The following is a 16,524-nucleotide window of genomic DNA, read 5'->3' as shown; positions in this document are numbered from 1 at the left end:
TTCCTCAGCCTCTTCCGTGCTTACTTGATGCCGGTGATCTTGACGCGCGTGAGCTCCTGGCGGTGGCCCTGACGCTTCTTGTAGCCGGTCTTGTTCTTGAACTTCTGGATGACGATCTTCGGACCGCGGAGGTTGCCGAGAACCTCGGCCGTGACCTTGACCTTCGCGAGCTTGTCGGCGTCGGTCGTGACCGTCGCACCGTCGACGAGCAGCACGGCAGGGAGCTCGATCTTCTCGCCCTGGGCAGCCTTGACACGGTCGAGCTGAACGATCGTTCCGACCTCGACCTTCTCCTGCCGGCCACCGGCGCGCACTACTGCGTAAACCACTTCACACCTGTTTCTTCTGTGGAGCGCGTCGGCTCCAGTTGTCTGTTGAGACGAAAAAGTCACGGTGCGGAAGCAGAACTCAACGCACCAAGGGTCTACTTTACCGGATGCCGGGGCGTTCGGCAAAAACGCCCGAACGCGTGTCCCGTCGTACGATCGAGGGATGGCCATCCTCGTCGACGATCCCTGTGGCCGGCCCACGGCAGGCTCTGGGCGCACCTCGTCAGCGACGAGAGCCTGGAAGAGCTGCACGCCTTCGCGCGTGCGCAGGGGCTGCCCGAGCGCGGCTTCGATCGCGATCACTACGACGTGCCCGAGGAGGCGATCCCCGGCTTGTGGCCGGAGGCGCCGAACACGTGCCCGGCAAGGAGCTCGTGCGACGCCTCATCGCCTCCGGACTACGCGTCCGAGCCCGCGACCGCCGCGTCTGAGCCACCGTCTGCGATCGGGGTCACGATCACCGGGGTGCCCGACAACGCCGCCGTGGTGACACGACGACGACCGCGGCCCTGACCGGGTGCCTTCGGTTCGGGGAGCGCGTCGAGCACCGAGTCCAGGAGCTGCTCGGCCTCGGGCTTGAGCACGGGACCGGCCTCCTTGCCGCGCTTCTTGCGCGGCTTCTTCGCACGGTCCTTGGCCGAGGCCGGCTCTGCGGTCTCCGGTGTCTCGGCGCGCGAGGGCTGGGGCAGCTCGATCGCTGCGGCACCCTCGACGAGCGGTGCGGCAGCATCCGATTCCGTGTCCCCGGTGCCCACGATCGTCGACGCCGCGATCTGGGCGAGCGCCGACTTCGCACCCTCCGGGATCACGTGCGTTCCGCCGTTGCCGGACGGCGCGCTGTTCTGCGAGCCACCGTTCCCGCCACGGCCGCGACGGTTCGAGCCGCCGCCCTGCCCGCCCGAGCGGTGCTTGACGACCGGGTCGTGGTGGACGATGACGCCGCGCCCGCGCACACGTCGCAGGCCTCGCTGAAGGTCTCCAGGAGCCCCAGCCCCAGCTTCTTGCGGGTCATCTGCACGAGTCCGAGCGAGGTCACCTCGGCGACCTGGTGCTTCGTGCGGTCGCGGCTGAGGCACTCGATGAGTCGGCGCAGCACGAGGTCGCGGTTGGACTCGAGCACCATGTCGATGAAGTCGACGACGATGATGCCGCCGATGTCGCGCAGACGCAGCTGGCGGACGATCTCCTCCGCGGCCTCGAGGTTGTTCTTGGTGACGGTCTCCTCGAGGTTGCCGCCGGAGCCGACGAACTTGCCGGTGTTGACGTCGACGACCGTCATCGCCTCGGTGCGGTCGATGACGAGCGATCCGCCCGAGGGCAGCCAGACCTTGCGATCGAGCGCCTTCTCGATCTGCTCCGTGACACGGAACTCGTCGAACGGATCCTTCTCGCCCTGATAGGTCTCGACACGCTCAAGCAGATCGGGGGCGACGCTCTCGAGGTACGAACGGATGGTGCGCTCGGCATCCGTGCCCTGGATGAGCATCTTCGTGAAGTCCTCGTTGAAGACATCGCGGACGATCTTGACCAGGAGGTCGGGCTCGGCGTGCAGCATAGCCGGGGCCTGAGAGCTCTCCACCTGCTTCTGGATGTGCTCCCACTGCGCGGTGAGGCGCTGCACGTCGCGGGTCAGCTGCTCCTCGGTCGCGCCCTCGGCGGCCGTGCGGACGATGACGCCGGAGGACTCGGGAGCACCTCCTTGAGGATGCGCTTGAGGCGCGCCCGCTCGTTGTCGGGGAGCTTGCGCGAGATGCCGTTCATCGAGCCGCCGGGCACGTACACGAGGTAGCGACCGGGAGGGAGATCTGGCTGGTCAGTCGGGCGCCCTTGTGGCCCACGGGGTCCTTCGTCACCTGCACGAGGACGCGGTCGCCGGGCTTGAGCGCGAGCTCGATGCGGCGCGGCTGGTTGCCGGTCTCGACGCCGTCCCAGTCCACCTCGCCGAGTACAGCACCGCGTTGCGTCCGCGGCCGATGTCGACGAAGGCCGCCTCCATGCTCGGCAGCACGTTCTGCACGCGGCCGAGGTAGACGTTGCCGATGAGCGAGGCGTCCTGGTTTCGTGCCACATAGTGCTCGACGAGAACCTTGTCTTCGAGGACCGCGATCTGGGTGCGGCCGTTCTTGGCGCGCACGACCATCTGGCGGTCGACCGACTCGCGGCGGGCGAGGAACTCCGCCTCGGTGACGACCGGGCGGCGACGACCCGCATCGCGCCCGTCGCGGCGGCGCTGGCGCTTGGCCTCCAGGCGGGTGGAGCCCTTGATCCGCTGCGGCTCGGTGACGTACTCGACGACACGCTGGCGCTGGCGCGGCTCGCTCTGCTGCTCTCCGCCGCCGTTCTCGGACCCCCGCGACGGCGTCGTCCGCCACGACGACCCGAGGACGAACCGCTCTCCTCATCTTCGGGCTCACGCCCGGACGCGCCGGGAGCAGGGTGATCTCGGGAGCGTAGAAGTGCAGCTGGGTCGAGGGCTTCGAGACGAAGACCTCCGGGATCAGTCCGAGCGATACGGCGGTCACCGGCTCCGGCTCGGCGGGCTCGGCTTCAGACTCGGGCTCGGCCTGCTCGGAGACGGGCTCGACGTCGACCGGCGCGGGGACCTCATCGGATGCCGACACCTCAATGGAGTCGTCGGATGCGGGCGCCTCGATGGAATCGGATGCCGGTGCCTCGACGCTCTCGCTCGCGGAAGTCTCCTCGGTGCCCTCGACTTCGGCCGGTGCCGCGGCGACGGGCTCTGCCCCAGCGAGTTCCGCCGCGACGGCCGGATCGACCGGAGCCGGAACGACCTCGGCGGGCGAGTCGTTCTCCGGCGTCACTGCGGACGCCGCCTCTGCGGCCTCGGAGACCTGCGTCTCCTCCACCGAGGTGCCGACCGGTGTCACCGCATCTGCGGCATCCGAGTCGCCCTGGGCTGTGATGTTGTCATTGTTCTCATCGGCCATCTCTGGCTAACTCCCTGCGCGGGCACCTGGTGCTCCGCGAAATCTCATGCGGTACCCGCGGGTGCCGCGAACTCACTCGGTGTGCGACCGGCTCCTGGCTCTGGTCGCGTGAGGCGTGTGCCTCCAAGTCTGCGTGTGACGCGGTCTTCGGGGCATCCGATCTCGCGTCATCAGCCATTATCGCACTTCACTGGCCCGAAAGCGGCATTGTCTACGCTCCGGGCCTGAGAATCCCTGACCGGCTCATAGGTTTCGCTGGGATAATCACGACATGACTGAGCAGCGAACCCGCCCGACCGTCTTCGCGCTGTGGCTGATCTTCGCCGGCGTGATCGGCTGGTGGGCGGCGTTCCGCCTGACCCTGGAGAAGTTCGAGGTGCTCCAGAACCCGGATGCCGAACTCGGGTGCGACTTCAGTGTGCTCGTCCAGTGCAAGGCGAACCTCGAGGCCTGGCAGGGCTCGGTCTTCGGCTTCCCGAACCCGCTGATCGGTCTCGCCGGATGGATCGCGCCGCTCATCGTCGGCGGGGCGCTGCTGGCCGGCGCGCGCTTCGCCCGCTGGTTCTGGGCGCTCTTCGGCGTCGGCATGCTCGGCGCGTTCGCTTTCGTCTGCTGGCTGATCGGCCAGAGCATCTTCGTGATCGGCACCCTCTGCCCCTGGTGCATGGTGACCTGGGCGGTGACGATCCCGACGTTCATCGCGACGGTGATCCACTTGTTCCGCAACGGAACGCTGTCGTCTTCGACGAAGGTTCAGGATGCCGCGAACCGCCTCATGGGGTGGACGCCGGTCTTCACCGTGGTTGCGTTCGCGATCATCGCGGTGCTCGCCCAGCTCCGGCTGAACGTCCTCGGCATGCTCTGAGCCGAGTCGAGATCTCTCAGGCGAACCAGATTCCGAGCTCGCGACTGGCCGACTCCGGGCTGTCCGAGCCGTGCACGAGGTTCTGCTGCACCGCCAGGCCCCAGTCGCGGCCGTAGTCGCCGCGGATCGTACCCGGTGTGGCCGAGGTCGGATCGGTCGTGCCGGCGAGCGAGCGGAAACCTTCGATGACACGGTTGCCGGCGAGGCGGATCGCCACCGACGGACCCGACATCATGAACTCCATGAGCGGCTCGTAGAAGGGCTTTCCCTCGTGCTCGGCGTAGTGGTCGGCGAGGCGCTCGCGATCGGGCTCGACGAGACGGATGTCGACGAGGGCGTAGCCCTTCGCTTCGATGCGGGCGAGGATCGCCCCCGTGAGGCCGCGGGCGACCCCGTCGGGCTTGACGAGAACGAGGGTTTCTTCGGTGGCCATGTGCAGATCTTCCTGTCGGATCGGTTGTCGGTCAGTTCTGTGTGGTCGGGGGCGAATCGGGTGCCGCGGCCGCCTGCCGCGCGTCGATGCGCGCGCCGGCGATGGTCGCGTAGCCCCACATGCCGCCGAAGACGACGGCGACGAGCAGGATCGCGGGACGAGGATCGCAGCGGCGGCGACGACGACCTGCAGCGCCCAACCGGCGGGCACGGCGAAGGGCCGCTGCATGAGTCCGGCGAGTGTGACCATCAGGACCGCCACGAGGGAACCGCCGACGATCGCCCACCATCCCGGGATGCCTTCGGGGAGCGCCCCGAGGCCGTAGATCGTCAGGCCGGCGAGGAACACCACGATCGACTCGAAGCCGAGGACGACCGCACCCAGCTTCTGCACGAGCGTACGCGGTTGGCGGGGAGCGCGGGGCCGGGACGTGCTCATGCGTTCCATCCTGCCTTCCAGTCCTGCTCCTGTGCGAGCGTGAGGGCTTCGCCGGCGAGCAGGACCGACCCGGCGATGAGCACCGCACGGCGGTCTGAAGGAGCGGCCCACTCCCGGGCCGCCGCGGCGGCCGCCTCCAGAGAGGGGTAGACCGAGACGGAGCCGCCGCCGGCCTCGACGAGATCGGCCAGGCTGTCGACGTCCGCCGCCCGGGAGGACTCGGGGCTGTGGCGAACACGTGCGCCGCACTCGGCGCGAGCGCCGCGACGATCCCCGCTGCGTCCTTGTCCGAGAGGATGCCGAGCACGATCCCCACTCGTCGAAGTCGAAGCTCTCGTCCAGCGCCAGCGCGAGAGCGGCGGCGCCGTGCGGGTTGTGCGCCGCATCGACGATCACGGTGGGGCGACGCCGACGAGCTGGAGGCGCCCGGCGAGGTGGCGCTCTGCAGACCTTCGGTGAGGATGTCACCCGGGATCGCCCGCCCCTGTCCGCCGATGAGCGATTCCACGGCGGCAACGGCCAGTGCGGCGTTGCGGCCCTGGTGCGCGCCGTACAGGGCAGGTACTCGTCGTCGTAAGCGCCGTCCAGGCCCTGCACGGTGATGAGCTGCCCGCCGACGGCGAGCTTCTGCGAGGCCAGGGCGAAGTCGCCACCCTCGAAGGAGATGGTCGCGCCCCGCTCCGCGGCGACACGCCGCAGCACGGCCTCGGCCTCGGCGGTCTGCACGGCGGAGACGACGGCGGCGCCGTCTTTGATGATCCCGGACTTCACCTCGGCGATCTCCGCGATGGTCTGACCGAGGCGGTCGGCGTGGTCGAGGGCGATCGGGGTGAACACGGCGACGTCGCCGTCGGCGGTGTTCGTCGAGTCCCAGGAGCCGCCCATGCCGACCTCGAGCACAAGGACGTCGATGGGGGCGTCGGCGAAGGCCACGAAGGCGAGCGCGGTGAGGAGCTCGAAGAACGTCAGCGGCTCGTCGCCCGCTGCCTCAAGCTCGGCGTCGACGATCGCGACGAGCGCCTCGACCTCCTCCCAGGCGTCGGCGACGGCCCCGTCCGCGATGGGTTCTCCGTCGATCATGATGCGCTCGGTGAAGCGCTCCAGGTGCGGGCTCGTGAACAGGCCCGTGCGCAGTCCGTGCGCGCGCAAGAGGCTCTCGATGATCCGGCTCGTGGAGCTCTTGCCGTTGGTCCCCGTGACATGAACGACCCGGTAGGTGTGCTGCGGGTCGTCGAGCAGCGTCAGCAGGCGTGCGACGCGCTCCTTGCGCGGCTGCACCCAGCGCTCCCCCGCACGTTCCAGGAGTGCGTCGTAGACAGCGTCGGCGCGGCTGCGGTCACTCATGCGGACACCTCGATCCTGGCCAGTCCGATCGTGAAGCCGTCGCGGTTGGCGTAGGTTCCGGCCTCGACGGCCGCTTCGTGCTCCGTGGCCATGGCCTCGCCGCCGTCGACGGATCGGAGCTCGTCGTCGCCCGTTCGCACCGAGTAGGCGACCGCGAGGGTCTCCTCCGCGACGCCCGCGGCGTCGAAGGCCGCGGTCACGGCCTCGCCGTCGGCGGCGTCGTCGAAGCGCAGCTGCAGGCGGATCCGGTCGCTCACGTCGAACCCGGCGGACTTGCGGGCGTCCTGGACGGCCCGGATGACATCGCGTGCCAGCCCCTCCGCCTCCAGTTCCGGCGTCGTGGTCGTGTCCAGCAGGACGAAGCCGCCGCCGGAGAGCAGCGAGATCGCGGTGCCCTCGTCGACGCCGCCCGCCTCGAGGGTGAGCTCGTACTCGCCCTCCTGCAGCGCGATGCCGTCGACGACGACCGCGCCGTCCTGCTCCTCCCAGATGCCCGCCTTCGCTCCGGCGATGACGTGCTGCACCTGCTTGCCCAGGCGCGGGCCCGCCGCGCGCGCGTTGACCGAGAGTCGCTGACTGATGCCGTAGCGCTCGGCGACGTCGTCCGACAGCTCGATGAGCTCGACGTTCTTCACATTGAGCTCGTCGCGGAGGATCCCCTCGAACTGCGCGAGCCCGCCGGCATCCGGAACCGCGACCGTGAGCGTCGGCAGCGGCAGGCGCACGCGCTTGCCCTCCTTCTTGCGGAGGGCGTTGGCGATACTCGAGACCTCGCGGATCGTGTCCATCGCTGCACGGATGTCGGATGCCGGCTCGAACGCCGCCGCATCCGGCCAGTCCTGCAGGTGCACGCTCCGGCCGCCCGTGAGGCCCTGCCAGACGCGCTCGGCGATGAGCGGCACGAGGGCGCGGCGACGCGGGTGAGCGTCTCCAGCACCGTGTACAGCGTGTCGAAGGCCTCGGTGGTGGTCGGATCCGAGGGGTCGACGCCCACCCAGAAGCGGTCGCGCGAGCGGCGGATGTACCAGTTCGTCAGTGCCTCGGCGAACTCGCGCAGCTTCGCGGCGGCGCCGGTCGAATCGAGCACCTCCAGGTCGTCGGCGACGCCCCGGACGAGATCGCCGGCGAGGGCGAGGATGTACTGATCGAGGACATCGGTGGAGTCCGTGCGCCACTGCGCCTCGTAACCGCCCGGTGTCGCGGCGTTGGCGTAGGTCGCGAAGAAGTACCACGCGTTCCACAGGGCAGGACGAACTCGCGCACGCCTGCGCGGATCCCCTCCTCGGTGACGCTGAGATTTCCGCCGCGCAGGATCGAGCTGGACATGAGGAACCACCGCATCGCGTCCGAGCCGTCGCGATCGAACACCTCAGAGACGTCCGGGTAGTTGCGCAGCGATTTCGACATCTTGTAGCCGTCGTTGCCCAGCACGATGCCGTGGCAGCTGACACCCGTGAACGCCGGCCGGTCGAACAGCGCGGTCGAGAGCACGTGCATGACGTAGAACCAACCGCGGGTCTGCCCGATGTACTCGACGATGAAGTCGGCCGGCGAATGCTCGTCGAACCACTCCCGGTTCTCGAAGGGGTAGTGCACCTGCGCGTAAGGCATCGATCCCGAGTCGAACCAGACGTCGAAGACGTCCTCGATCCGGCGCATCGTGCTCCGACCGGTCGGGTCGTCGGGGTTCGGGCGGGTCAGCTCGTCGATGTAAGGACGGTGCAGATCGACCTCCCCTCGGCATTGCGCGGAAGCGAGCCGAAATCGCGCTCGAGTTCCTCGAGCGAGCCGTAGGCGTCCACCCGCGGGTACTCGGGGTCATCGCTCCTCCAGATCGGGATCGGCGAGCCCCAGTAGCGGTTGCGGCTGATCGACCAGTCGCGCGCGCCCTCGAGCCACTTGCCGAACTGGCCGTGCTTGACGTTCTCGGGCACCCAGGTGATCTGCTCGTTGTTCGCGAGCAGGCGGTCCTTGATGTCGGTGACCCGGATGAACCAGCTCGAGACCGCCTTGTAGATCAGCGGGTTGCGGCAGCGCCAGCAGTGCGGATAGGAGTGCTCGTAGCTCGCGTCGCGCACGAGGCGGCCGTTCTCCTTGAGGAGGCGGATGAGCGGACGGTTCGCGTCCATCCACAGCTCTCCTGCCACGTCGCGCACCGGCGAGAGGAAGCGTCCGCCGTCGTCGAGGGAGAGGATCGTCGGGATGCCGGCTGCCTCGGCCACCCGCTGGTCGTCCTCACCGTAGGCGGGCGCCTGGTGGACGACGCCGGTGCCGTCGGTGGTGGTGACGTAGTCGTCGGCGAGGATCTGCCAGGCGTTCTGCGTGCCCCAGGTCTCGGTGTCGGTGTAGTAGTCGAAGAGGGGCTCGTAGTGCAGTCCCGCGAGCTCGCGTCCGGCAATGGTCCTCTCGACGGCGGATGCCGCGGACGCCGCATCCTCGTAGCCGAGTTCCTTCGCGTAGCCGCCGAGGAGGTCGCGGGCGAGCAGGTAGCGTGCCCCTTCGGTCCCTGAGCCCGCCGCTTGTACTGAGCGAGCGTCAGCGAGTCGAAGTGAAGGGCCCGAAGGCACCACGACGTACTCGATGTCCGGACCGACAGCGAGCGCGAGGTTGGTCGGGAGGGTCCACGGCGTCGTCGTCCACGCGAGAACGCGGACGCCCTCGAGGCCGCGCTCTGCGGCATCCGCTCCGATCAGCGGGAAGGTGACCGTGACCGAGGGGTCCTGACGCATCTGGTACACGTCGTCGTCCATGCGCAGCTCGTGCGCCGACAGCGGGGTCTCGTCGCGCCAGCAGTACGGCAGCACGCGGTAGCCCTCGTAGGCGAGGCCCTTGTCGTAGAGGGTCTTGAACGCCCACAGCACCGACTCCATGTACCCGGCGTCGAGGGTCTTGTAGCCGTTCTCGAAGTCGACCCAGCGCGCCTGGCGGGTGACGTAGTCCTCCCACTCGCGGGTGTACTCCAGCACCGACTCGCGCGCCTTCGCGTTGAAGGCGGCGATGCCCATCTCCTCGATCTCGCTCTTCTCGGTGATACCGAGCTGCTTCATCGCCTCGAGCTCGGCGGGCAGGCCGTGCGTGTCCCAGCCGAAGACGCGATCGACCTTCTTGCCGCGCATGGTCTGGAAGCGCGGGAAGAGGTCCTTCGCGTAGCCGGTGAGCAGATGCCCGTAGTGCGGGAGGCCGTTGGCGAACGGCGGGCCGTCGTAGAAGACCCACTCCTCGGCGCCCTCACGGTTGTCGATCGAAGCCTGGAACGTGCCGTCGGCCTTCCAGAAGTCGAGAACCTCGCGCTCGATCTCGGGGAAGCGCGGGCTCGGCGAGACGTCGGCGGCGGGGCCGAAGGAGGAACGGGGATAAGTCATGTCTCTCGCAGTGGTCGTGGCGGCTGATGCTCTGCGAGGACGACTCTTGCGAACCGCGGTACCACCCCGCGTGATCCCCGCGTTTCGTCTCGACGCTTCGCGTCTCGCTCAACGACCGGCGGGAATCCACTCTCACTGCGGCTGTGACGGGCCTGCCCCGCGCGGTTCTACTGACTTCGGTCGCTGAGCTGGTCGAAGCGTTCTTCCGCGAGCTCCCCGGTGATGGCCGGATCAGCGCTGCTTCGGCCATTCTACGTGGTGCCTGCGGCATCCGCAGCTCCCCGCATCCGATCCCGGGCCTAAGCCCGCCCGATCTTCGGAAAGTCGCCCGTTTCACCGACATATTCGCCTGCTTCGTCCGCGAAACGGGCGGCTGTCCGTGAATCGGGCGCTTTCCGTGTCCCTGCGAGAGAAAGCGGGAATCCCCGTAAGACGGATGCCGGAGCGGGCGCGCCCACGTAGCCTGGGCAGGGAACGAGGACCAGAGCACCCTGAGAGGACACATGACTTCGCCGGCTCAGCCCACGCCCACCGCCCTCACCGGGCGCGCGATCGCCCCGACCTCGCCCGCGGCCTCATGCTGCTGTTCATCGCCGTGGCGAACGCGCCCTGGTATCTGTGGGGCTCGGCCTCGGGGATGGTGTCCGCTCACCCGCCGGGAGCGACCGGCTGGGATCTGGTGGCGCAGTCGGTCGCGATCGTCGCGATCGACGGGCGCTCGTATCCGATGTTCGCGTTCCTGTTCGGCTACGGCATCTGGCAGCTCTACCGGCGCCAGTACGAGAAGGGCGTGCCCGAGCAGGAGGCGAGGCGACTTCTGCGCCGGCGGCACCTCTGGCTGGTCGCCTTCGGCGCCGTGCACGCGTTGCTGCTGTGGATGGGCGACATCCTCGGCGCCTACGGACTCGCGGGGCTCGTCATCGCGGCCGCCTTCCTGAACCGGCGCGACATCACGATCAAGATCTGGGCGTGGGCGCTCGCGGCCGTCGTGTTCGTCAGCGCGCTCTCCGCCGTCGGCGGCGCGTTCCTGATGGGCATGTTCCTGCCGCCCGAGCTGCTCGACATCGGCGAGTTCGACATGCGCTTCGCCGCCGGAGAGTCGAACTACGCGCTCTCCGCCGCCATGCGATTCGGCGCCTGGCTGCTGCTCACCCCCGCGCAGCTGCTGGCACTGATCATCCCGATCGCCATGCTCATCGCGCTCGTCGCGGCGCGCGCCGGGGTGCTCGAACAGCCCGAGAACCACCTCCCCCTCCTGCGCCGTACCGCGATCATCGGCATCGGCGTGGCCTGGCTCTCCGGCGGCGTGATGGCGCTGCAGAACGCCGGAGCCTTCGGCATCCCCTCCTTCTACGACTGGGCGTTCATGGGCCTGAACTCCTTCGCCGGCCTCTTCGGCGGTCTCGGCTATGTCGCGGCGTTCGCGCTGATCGCCGCCCGCTGGCGCCGCCGCGGTACGGCCGGTCCGGTCGGGAACGCGCTCCAGGCACTGGGCAAGCGATCGCTGTCCGGATACCTGGCCCAGTCGGTCGTCTTCGCGCCGCTCCTCTGCGCCTGGGGCTTCGGTCTCGGCGGGTGGCTGAGCAGCTGGTCGGTCTTCCTCATCGCGGTGGCGACGTGGCTCGTGACCGTGCTGCTCGCGGTCGTGCTCGAGCGGGCGGGTAAACGCGGCCCTGCGGAGTGGGCACTGCGGCGGCTCGCCTATCCGCCTTCGCCGCGCGCCTGAGCTTCGCGCAGAACGGGGCGGCAGCGACATCCGTCGCCCTGTCCCGGCGAGTCGTCAGAGCGACGCGGCGGCGAGGAGCTCGCGGGTGAACGGATGCTGCGGAGCCGTCAGCACCGCGGCGGCCGCGCCCTGCTCGACGACGGCGCCGTCCTGCATGACGAGGACCTCGTCGCAAGTCGCGGCGATCACGTCGAGATCGTGCGAGATGACGACGAGCGTGAGGTCCTGGGCGGCCTGCAGGCGCGTGAGCAGGGCGAGCACCCGGGTCCGCACCGAGGGGTCGAGCGCCGACACGGGTTCGTCGAGCACGAGCACGCGCGGGTCGGCCGCCAGCGCCCGGGCGATCGCGGCGCGCTGCCGCTGCCCTCCCGAGAGCTGCCGCGGGCGGCGACGCAGAAGCGCGGCGTCGAGGTCGACCTCACGCATCAGCTCTTCCGCTCGCGCCGCGCGTTCTCCCCGCGACACGCCCCGGCCGCCAGAGCCTCGCGCAGCGAACGACCGATGGTCCAGCGCGGGTCGAAGGCGCCGAGCGGGTTCTGATGCACGAGCTGGACCGTCCCGGCATCCGAACGCCAGTCCAGCACCCCGGAATCGGGGGTCTCGACGCCGACGATCATGCGGGCGAGGGTGGTCTTGCCGGAGCCGGACTCCCCCACGATCCCGAGCGTCCGCCCTGACGCAGCGCGAAGGAGGCTGCCTGCACCGCGACGTGCGCGCCGAAGGACTTCGAGACCTCGGATGCCGCGAGCACGGCCTCGGATGCCGGCGACACCTCCCGAGGCTCATGTCGCGCCGCGGCGATGAGTTCGCGCGTGTAGGCGTGCCCGGGGTCATCGAGCACCTGTGCGACCGCCCCTCCTCCAGGACACGCCCCGCACGCATCACGAGCACCCGGTCGGCGACGCGGCGCACCGCGGTGAAGTCGTGACTGATGAAGACGACCGCCACGCCGCTGTCGGCGATCGATCGCAGAAGCGACAGGATGCGCATCTGAACCGTCGCGTCGAGCGCCGTGGTCGGCTCGTCCGCGACGAGGATCGTCGGCTCGGCTGCCAGCGCGGAGGCCACGAGCGCGCGCTGGCGCAGCCCGCCCGAGAGCTCGTGCGGGTACTGGCGGGCGCGGCGCGCGGCATCCGGCATCGCCACCGAGGCGAGGAGCCCTCGCACCCGCTCGCTGCGCTCGGCGCGCGACAGCCCGGTGTGGATCTCAAGCGGCTCGGCGATCTCGGCCCCACGCGGCGCAACGGGTCGAGCGAGACGAGCGCGTCCTGTGAGACGAGGGCGATCCGGCTCCCACGGAGCCTCCGCCAGGCGCGCTCGTCGAAGCGGCGCACGTCGACGCCGTCGACGGAGAAGTCGGATGCCGTCACCCGCGCCTCGTCCGGAGCCAGACCCAGCAGGGCCCGGGCCGTGAGCGACTTGCCTGCGCCCGACTCGCCGACGATGGCGACGCACTCCCCGGCGCGACGTCGAGCGAGACGCCGTCGACGAGCGCCGTGCCGTCGATCGACACGCGGAGTTCGGTCACTCGCAGCGCGTTCACGTCGTCCGCCCTTCCGCACGTGCCCGGAGGGTGCGCCCGATCACCGTCGCGGAGAGGACGGTGAGCGTGATCGCGGCACCCGGGAAGACCGCGACCCACCAGGCCTGAGCGAGGACGTTGCGTCCGCCCGCGAGCATGAGCCCCCATTCGGGGGTCGGCTCGGTCGGGCCGAGCCCGAGGAAGCTGAGCCCGGCGGCGGCGAGGATGCTGGAGCCGATGCCGATGACCGCGAGCACACTGAGCGAGCCTGCGACACCCGGGACGACGTGGCGCAGGAAGGCCAGCGGCCCCGGCACCCCAGGATCCGCGCCGCCTCGACGTGCTCGGCCGCCGCGAGCGTGCGCGTGCGGGTGCGGGCGAGACGGATGTAGACGGGGACGGCCGCGAGGGTCACCGCGATCGCGACGTTGAGGTGGCCGGGTCCGAGGACGGCGACGACCACGAGCGCGACGAGGAACTCCGGGAACGCCAGGAGCACGTCGGTCAGGCGCATCGTGGTGGCCTCCAGAACGCGCGGCGCCGATCCCGCGAAAGCACCCACGACGAGCCCCGCGACGCTCGCGAGGGCCGTTGCGAGCAGACCGATGCCGACGGAGAGTCGCGCACCGTGCACCACCCGCGAGAAGACGTCACGCCCGCTCTGGTCGGTGCCGAAGAGGTGCTCGCCGCTCGGCGGAAGGAGCGCGCCGCGCACGTCGACCTGCAGCGGGTCGTGGGTCGCGATCCATCCGGGCGCGAGGGCGGCGAGGAGGATCAACGCGAGCACCGCGACCGCCCCGCCGAGGAGGATCCGCTGCCCGGCCCTCATGCGCGTGCTCCCGGTCTCCGCAACCGCGGGTCGATGACGGGATCGACCAGTTCCACGATGGTGTTGACGACGACGAACACCAGGGCGCTGAGCATGATGATGCCGGTGATGACCGGGAGGTCGCGGTCGGTGATCGCCGAGAGCGTGACCCGGCCGATGCCCGGGCGGGCGAACACGGTCTCCACGAGCACGGCGCCGCCGAGCAGCGAGCCGGCGAAGTAGGCGGCGAGGTCACCGCGCCCGATGCCCCGTGCCGCAGCGTGTGCCGGAGGGTCAGGCGCACCGGTCCCGCGCCCCGGGCGTGCACCGTGAGAGCGAAGGGCTGCCGCTCCGCGGCCTCGATGCCGTCGCGCAGCACCTGCCCGAGCAGGGCCGCCACCGGCAGTGCGAGCGTGACCGCCGGGAGCACGAGGGTCGCGGGGTTGCGCGAACCCGAGACGGGGAACCAGCCGAGCCCGAAGGCGAACACGCTCAGCAGCACGAGCCCGATCCAGAACACCGGGGACGAGAGCACGATCAGCTCCAGGGTCGCGGCGATCCCCGACGACACCCGCCCGCGGGCGAGAAGTGCCACAGCGAGCGCGATGACCACGGCGATGAGCAGGGCGAGCGCCGTCAGCTGCAGCGTCGCGCCCAGCTGCCGGCCGATCACCTCGGTGACCGGAAGCCGCAGCTGATACGACGTCCCGAGATCGCCGCGCAGCAGATCCCCCAGGTAGGCGAGATACTGCACGAGAGGCGGGCGGTCGAGTCCGAGCTCGGCGCGGATGCCGTCCTTGACCGCCTCGCTCACCTGCGCCTGCGGACCCAGCATGACCGACACGGGGTCCCCGGGATCAACCGGAAGGTCACGAAGGCGAGCGTGGCCGCTCCCCAGAGCACGACGAGAACGGATGCCGCGAGCCCGGCCAGTCGACGGAGCAGCTTCATCGGCACCCCGTTCCCCGCTCAGCAACGACGATAGGCGACACGGGAGACCCGGCGCCGCGTGCACGCCGGGGCGCCTCGACTCGCCGCGCTCGCTCACCGACCGGTGGTGGCCACCTCGTAGAACAGCGGCCGGCCGTACAGGTCGTACGAGAGGCCCGAGATCGTCGGGTTGACCGCCGTGATGAGCGCCGGGCTGTACAGCGGAACGATCGCCGTGTACTCGGCGTTCCAGCGCTGCAGCTGTCCGTAGACGTCGTTGCGCTCCTCCTGGCTCGAGGAGGAGAAACCCTGCTCCAGGAGCGCGTCGATCTCGGGGTCCGAGACCTGCGAGGCGTTCTGGAATCCGGCGGTGTGCAGGTGGTTGCGCAGAAGGTCCGCGTCGACGCCCGAGAAGCCCCAGTCGGTCAGATCGAAGGTCTTCGGCCCGTACTGCTCGTTGTAGGCGCCCGGCTCGAGCACCTCTCGCACGACCTCGAAGCCGATCTCCTTGAGGTCGGACTGGATGGCGTTGCCCAGCGCGGTGCGGTCGTCGGGGACGGGCGTCCAGGCGATCCAGCGCACGGAGAGCTTCTCGCCGTCCTTCGTCCGGTAGCCCTCGGCGTCGCGCTCGGTCCAGCCGGCCGCGTCGAGGAGCGCCCCCGCGGCATCCGGATCGTAGGCCCAGGTGCCCTCGACCGAGGAGTCGTATCCCGGCGTCGTGGCGCCGAGGATGCTCCAGGCGCGCGGGAACTGCCCGAAGAAGATCTCCTCGACCGCCGCATCGATGTCGATGCCGCGGGCGAAGGCCTGGCGCACGCGCTCGTCCTCGAAGACACCGTAGGCCTCGTTGAGGTAGAGCGAGTAAGGAAGGCCGGGGTACTCGAGCGAGTCGACGGTCAGATCGCCGCCGAGGGTCGAGGCGAGGTTCGGCGGCAGGTTGCTGGCGAGGTCGGCCTCGCCGCTCTGGACGACACCGATGCGCACGGAGGCCTCGGGGAGGACCTCGACGCGCAGCGTGTCGATATTCGGGGCACCGGCGCCCTTCGGACCCCAGACGTAGTCGTCGTTGCGCTCGTACACGATCTCCTGATCGGGGGTGTACGAGGCGAGCACGAAGGGACCGGTGCCGACGTTGACGTCGGGGCCGCCGCGGCGAGGAGATCGGCGGACTCGGCGAGCACCGCGGGCGAGTAGAAGCCGAGCTGGGCGGTACTGGCCGCCTGGAGGAAGGGCGCGTAGGGCTGCGTGAAGCGCACCTCGACGGTGTGCTCGCCGGTGACCTCGGTGCCGGCGTAGAACTCGCCGCCGAGCATGGCCGAAGCCTGGGCGGAGGCGGTCTCGGGGTCGGCGATGCGATCGAAGTTGGCCTTGACCGCCTCGGCGTCGAAGGGCTCGCCGTCGTGGAAGGTCACGTCGTCGCGCAGCTCGAAGGTGTACACCGTGCCGTCGGCGGAGACCGTCCAGTCCTTCGCCAGCCAGGCGGTGAAGGTGCCGTCGGCCTCCTGGAACACGAGCGAGTCGAGCACCGCGCGCTGCACCATGGCCGAGACGTCGAGCTGGCTGGTCTGCGGGTCCATGTGTCCGGCGGAGAGGTTCGCCCCCTCGATCGCCCAGACGACCTCGCCGCCGGTGACGTCGCCTCCGGGATCCTGCTCACCTGGCGAGGCGCAGGCGCTGAGGACGAGGGCGGATGCCGCGACGAGGGCGGAGGCGGACAGGACGCGACGCGTCAAGGAAGAAGGCATGCGGGACCTCGGTAAGGAAACAGGGGGTACCCCTACGTTAGCGCTTTCTTGGACGGGATCGATCAATGCCCGCG

Annotated in this window: 16 protein-coding genes and 7 pseudogenes; 6 read left to right on the top strand and 17 right to left on the bottom strand. The window is 69.8% G+C overall.

What is annotated here, in order from left to right; translation table 11 throughout:
• Positions 1–20: 20 nt before the first annotated feature.
• Positions 21–329, bottom strand: coding sequence for a 50S ribosomal protein L21 (rplU, locus tag KAE78_RS15790; protein WP_223172561.1), 309 nt, complete (start codon positions 327–329; stop codon positions 21–23).
• Between the two features lie 163 nt (positions 330–492).
• On the opposite strand from rplU, the pseudogene KAE78_RS15785 reads away from it, so the two are divergent.
• Positions 493–760 (top strand): annotated as a pseudogene (locus KAE78_RS15785) (DUF4031 domain-containing protein).
• Here the strand turns inward: KAE78_RS15785 and KAE78_RS20080 are convergent.
• From KAE78_RS20080 to KAE78_RS20065, 4 genes are all read right to left on the bottom strand, one after another.
• On the bottom strand, positions 728–1,138 hold the full coding sequence (locus KAE78_RS20080) for a hypothetical protein (RefSeq protein ID WP_223172839.1): 411 nt from the start codon (positions 1,136–1,138) through the stop codon (positions 728–730). The pseudogene KAE78_RS15785 and the gene KAE78_RS20080 sit on opposite strands and share 33 nt — an antisense overlap.
• A complete protein-coding gene (locus KAE78_RS20075; protein WP_411156045.1) occupies positions 1,135–1,962 on the bottom strand; it encodes a ribonuclease E/G in 828 nt (275 codons plus the stop codon). Before KAE78_RS20075 ends, KAE78_RS20080 begins: the two co-directional genes overlap by 4 nt.
• A complete protein-coding gene (locus tag KAE78_RS20070; protein WP_411156033.1) occupies positions 1,959–2,105 on the bottom strand; it encodes a hypothetical protein in 147 nt (48 codons plus the stop codon). The genes KAE78_RS20075 and KAE78_RS20070 overlap by 4 nt, the downstream gene beginning before the upstream one ends.
• A gap of 73 nt (positions 2,106–2,178) precedes the next feature.
• On the bottom strand, positions 2,179–2,397 hold the full coding sequence (locus KAE78_RS20065) for a hypothetical protein (protein WP_411156032.1): 219 nt from the start codon (positions 2,395–2,397) through the stop codon (positions 2,179–2,181).
• Positions 2,398–2,400: 3 nt separating this feature from the next.
• Here KAE78_RS20065 and KAE78_RS20060 point away from each other — a divergent pair, with 3 nt between their 5' ends.
• The 3 genes from KAE78_RS20060 to KAE78_RS15765 all read left to right on the top strand — a co-directional run bounded on the left by KAE78_RS20060 (position 2,401) and on the right by KAE78_RS15765 (position 4,142).
• On the top strand, positions 2,401–2,769 hold the full coding sequence (locus KAE78_RS20060; protein WP_411156031.1) for a hypothetical protein: 369 nt from the start codon (positions 2,401–2,403) through the stop codon (positions 2,767–2,769).
• A gap of 185 nt (positions 2,770–2,954) precedes the next feature.
• Positions 2,955–3,287 carry a hypothetical protein gene (locus tag KAE78_RS15770; RefSeq protein ID WP_223172560.1) on the top strand — a complete coding sequence of 111 codons (333 nt, stop codon included), beginning with the start codon at positions 2,955–2,957 and terminating at the stop codon, positions 3,285–3,287.
• Between the two features lie 261 nt (positions 3,288–3,548).
• Positions 3,549–4,142 (top strand): vitamin K epoxide reductase family protein, encoded by a 594-nt coding sequence (locus KAE78_RS15765; protein ID WP_223172559.1) that lies wholly within the window; start codon positions 3,549–3,551, stop codon positions 4,140–4,142.
• Positions 4,143–4,158: 16 nt separating this feature from the next.
• Here the strand turns inward: KAE78_RS15765 and ndk are convergent, their stop codons facing one another.
• Positions 4,159–6,357, bottom strand: coding sequence for a nucleoside-diphosphate kinase (gene ndk / locus KAE78_RS15760; protein ID WP_223172558.1), 2,199 nt, complete (start codon positions 6,355–6,357; stop codon positions 4,159–4,161).
• A pseudogene (gene ileS / locus KAE78_RS15755) lies at positions 6,354–9,719 on the bottom strand (isoleucine--tRNA ligase). The gene ndk and the pseudogene ileS overlap by 4 nt, the downstream one beginning before the upstream one ends.
• Positions 9,720–9,862: 143 nt before the next feature.
• On the opposite strand from ileS, the gene KAE78_RS15750 reads away from it, so the two are divergent.
• Positions 9,863–10,102, top strand: coding sequence for a hypothetical protein (locus KAE78_RS15750; protein ID WP_223172810.1), 240 nt, complete (start codon positions 9,863–9,865; stop codon positions 10,100–10,102).
• Between the two features lie 194 nt (positions 10,103–10,296).
• The gene (locus tag KAE78_RS15745) at positions 10,297–11,445 is read left to right on the top strand and encodes a DUF418 domain-containing protein (RefSeq protein ID WP_223172809.1); all 1,149 of its coding nucleotides are present in this window, start codon (positions 10,297–10,299) and stop codon (positions 11,443–11,445) included.
• Positions 11,446–11,499: 54 nt separating this feature from the next.
• On the opposite strand, the gene KAE78_RS19070 is transcribed toward KAE78_RS15745, so the two are convergent.
• The 10 genes and pseudogenes from KAE78_RS19070 to KAE78_RS18070 all read right to left on the bottom strand — a co-directional run.
• Positions 11,500–11,871, bottom strand: coding sequence for an ATP-binding cassette domain-containing protein (locus KAE78_RS19070; RefSeq protein WP_317451977.1), 372 nt, complete (start codon positions 11,869–11,871; stop codon positions 11,500–11,502).
• The gene (locus KAE78_RS19065) at positions 11,871–12,101 is read right to left on the bottom strand and encodes an ATP-binding cassette domain-containing protein (protein ID WP_317451970.1); all 231 of its coding nucleotides are present in this window, start codon (positions 12,099–12,101) and stop codon (positions 11,871–11,873) included. Before KAE78_RS19065 ends, KAE78_RS19070 begins: the two co-directional genes overlap by 1 nt.
• Positions 12,059–12,286 carry a hypothetical protein gene (locus KAE78_RS19060; RefSeq protein WP_317451969.1) on the bottom strand — a complete coding sequence of 76 codons (228 nt, stop codon included), beginning with the start codon at positions 12,284–12,286 and terminating at the stop codon, positions 12,059–12,061. Before KAE78_RS19060 ends, KAE78_RS19065 begins: the two co-directional genes overlap by 43 nt.
• Before the next feature lie 230 nt (positions 12,287–12,516).
• A pseudogene (locus KAE78_RS19055) lies at positions 12,517–12,612 on the bottom strand (hypothetical protein); the annotation flags it as partial.
• A 137-nt stretch (positions 12,613–12,749) separates the two neighbouring features.
• A pseudogene (locus KAE78_RS19050) lies at positions 12,750–13,007 on the bottom strand (ATP-binding cassette domain-containing protein); the annotation flags it as partial.
• A complete protein-coding gene (locus KAE78_RS15735) occupies positions 12,985–13,284 on the bottom strand; it encodes a hypothetical protein (protein WP_223172849.1) in 300 nt (99 codons plus the stop codon). The pseudogene KAE78_RS19050 and the gene KAE78_RS15735, both read right to left, overlap by 23 nt.
• Positions 13,285–13,337: 53 nt before the next feature.
• Positions 13,338–13,481, bottom strand: a pseudogene (locus KAE78_RS18075) (ABC transporter permease); the annotation flags it as partial.
• Positions 13,482–13,792: 311 nt separating this feature from the next.
• Positions 13,793–14,726: pseudogene (locus KAE78_RS15725) on the bottom strand (ABC transporter permease).
• Positions 14,727–14,819: 93 nt separating this feature from the next.
• A complete protein-coding gene (locus tag KAE78_RS15720) occupies positions 14,820–15,818 on the bottom strand; it encodes an ABC transporter substrate-binding protein (RefSeq protein ID WP_262927911.1) in 999 nt (332 codons plus the stop codon).
• Positions 15,819–15,973: 155 nt separating this feature from the next.
• A pseudogene (locus KAE78_RS18070) lies at positions 15,974–16,246 on the bottom strand (ABC transporter substrate-binding protein); the annotation flags it as partial.
• Positions 16,247–16,524 lie beyond the last annotated feature (278 nt).

Source organism: Microbacterium sp. NIBRBAC000506063 (assembly GCF_017968845.1).
Classification (GTDB): Bacteria; Actinomycetota; Actinomycetes; order Actinomycetales; family Microbacteriaceae; genus Microbacterium.
This window is presented reverse-complemented; position numbering and strand designations above follow the sequence as displayed.

Bases quoted from the DNA above. Each gene is read 5' to 3' on its own strand.
- KAE78_RS15745 (WP_223172809.1), top strand. From the start codon at position 10,297: ATGCTGCTGTTCATCGCCGTGGCGAACGCGCCCTGGTATCTGTGGGGC.
- KAE78_RS15765 (WP_223172559.1), top strand. From the start codon at position 3,549: ATGACTGAGCAGCGAACCCGCCCGACCGTCTTCGCGCTGTGGCTGATC.
- KAE78_RS15770 (WP_223172560.1), top strand. From the start codon at position 2,955: ATGGAGTCGTCGGATGCGGGCGCCTCGATGGAATCGGATGCCGGTGCC.
- KAE78_RS19070 (WP_317451977.1), bottom strand. From the start codon at position 11,871: ATGCGTGAGGTCGACCTCGACGCCGCGCTTCTGCGTCGCCGCCCGCGG.
- ndk (WP_223172558.1), bottom strand. From the start codon at position 6,357: ATGAGTGACCGCAGCCGCGCCGACGCTGTCTACGACGCACTCCTGGAA.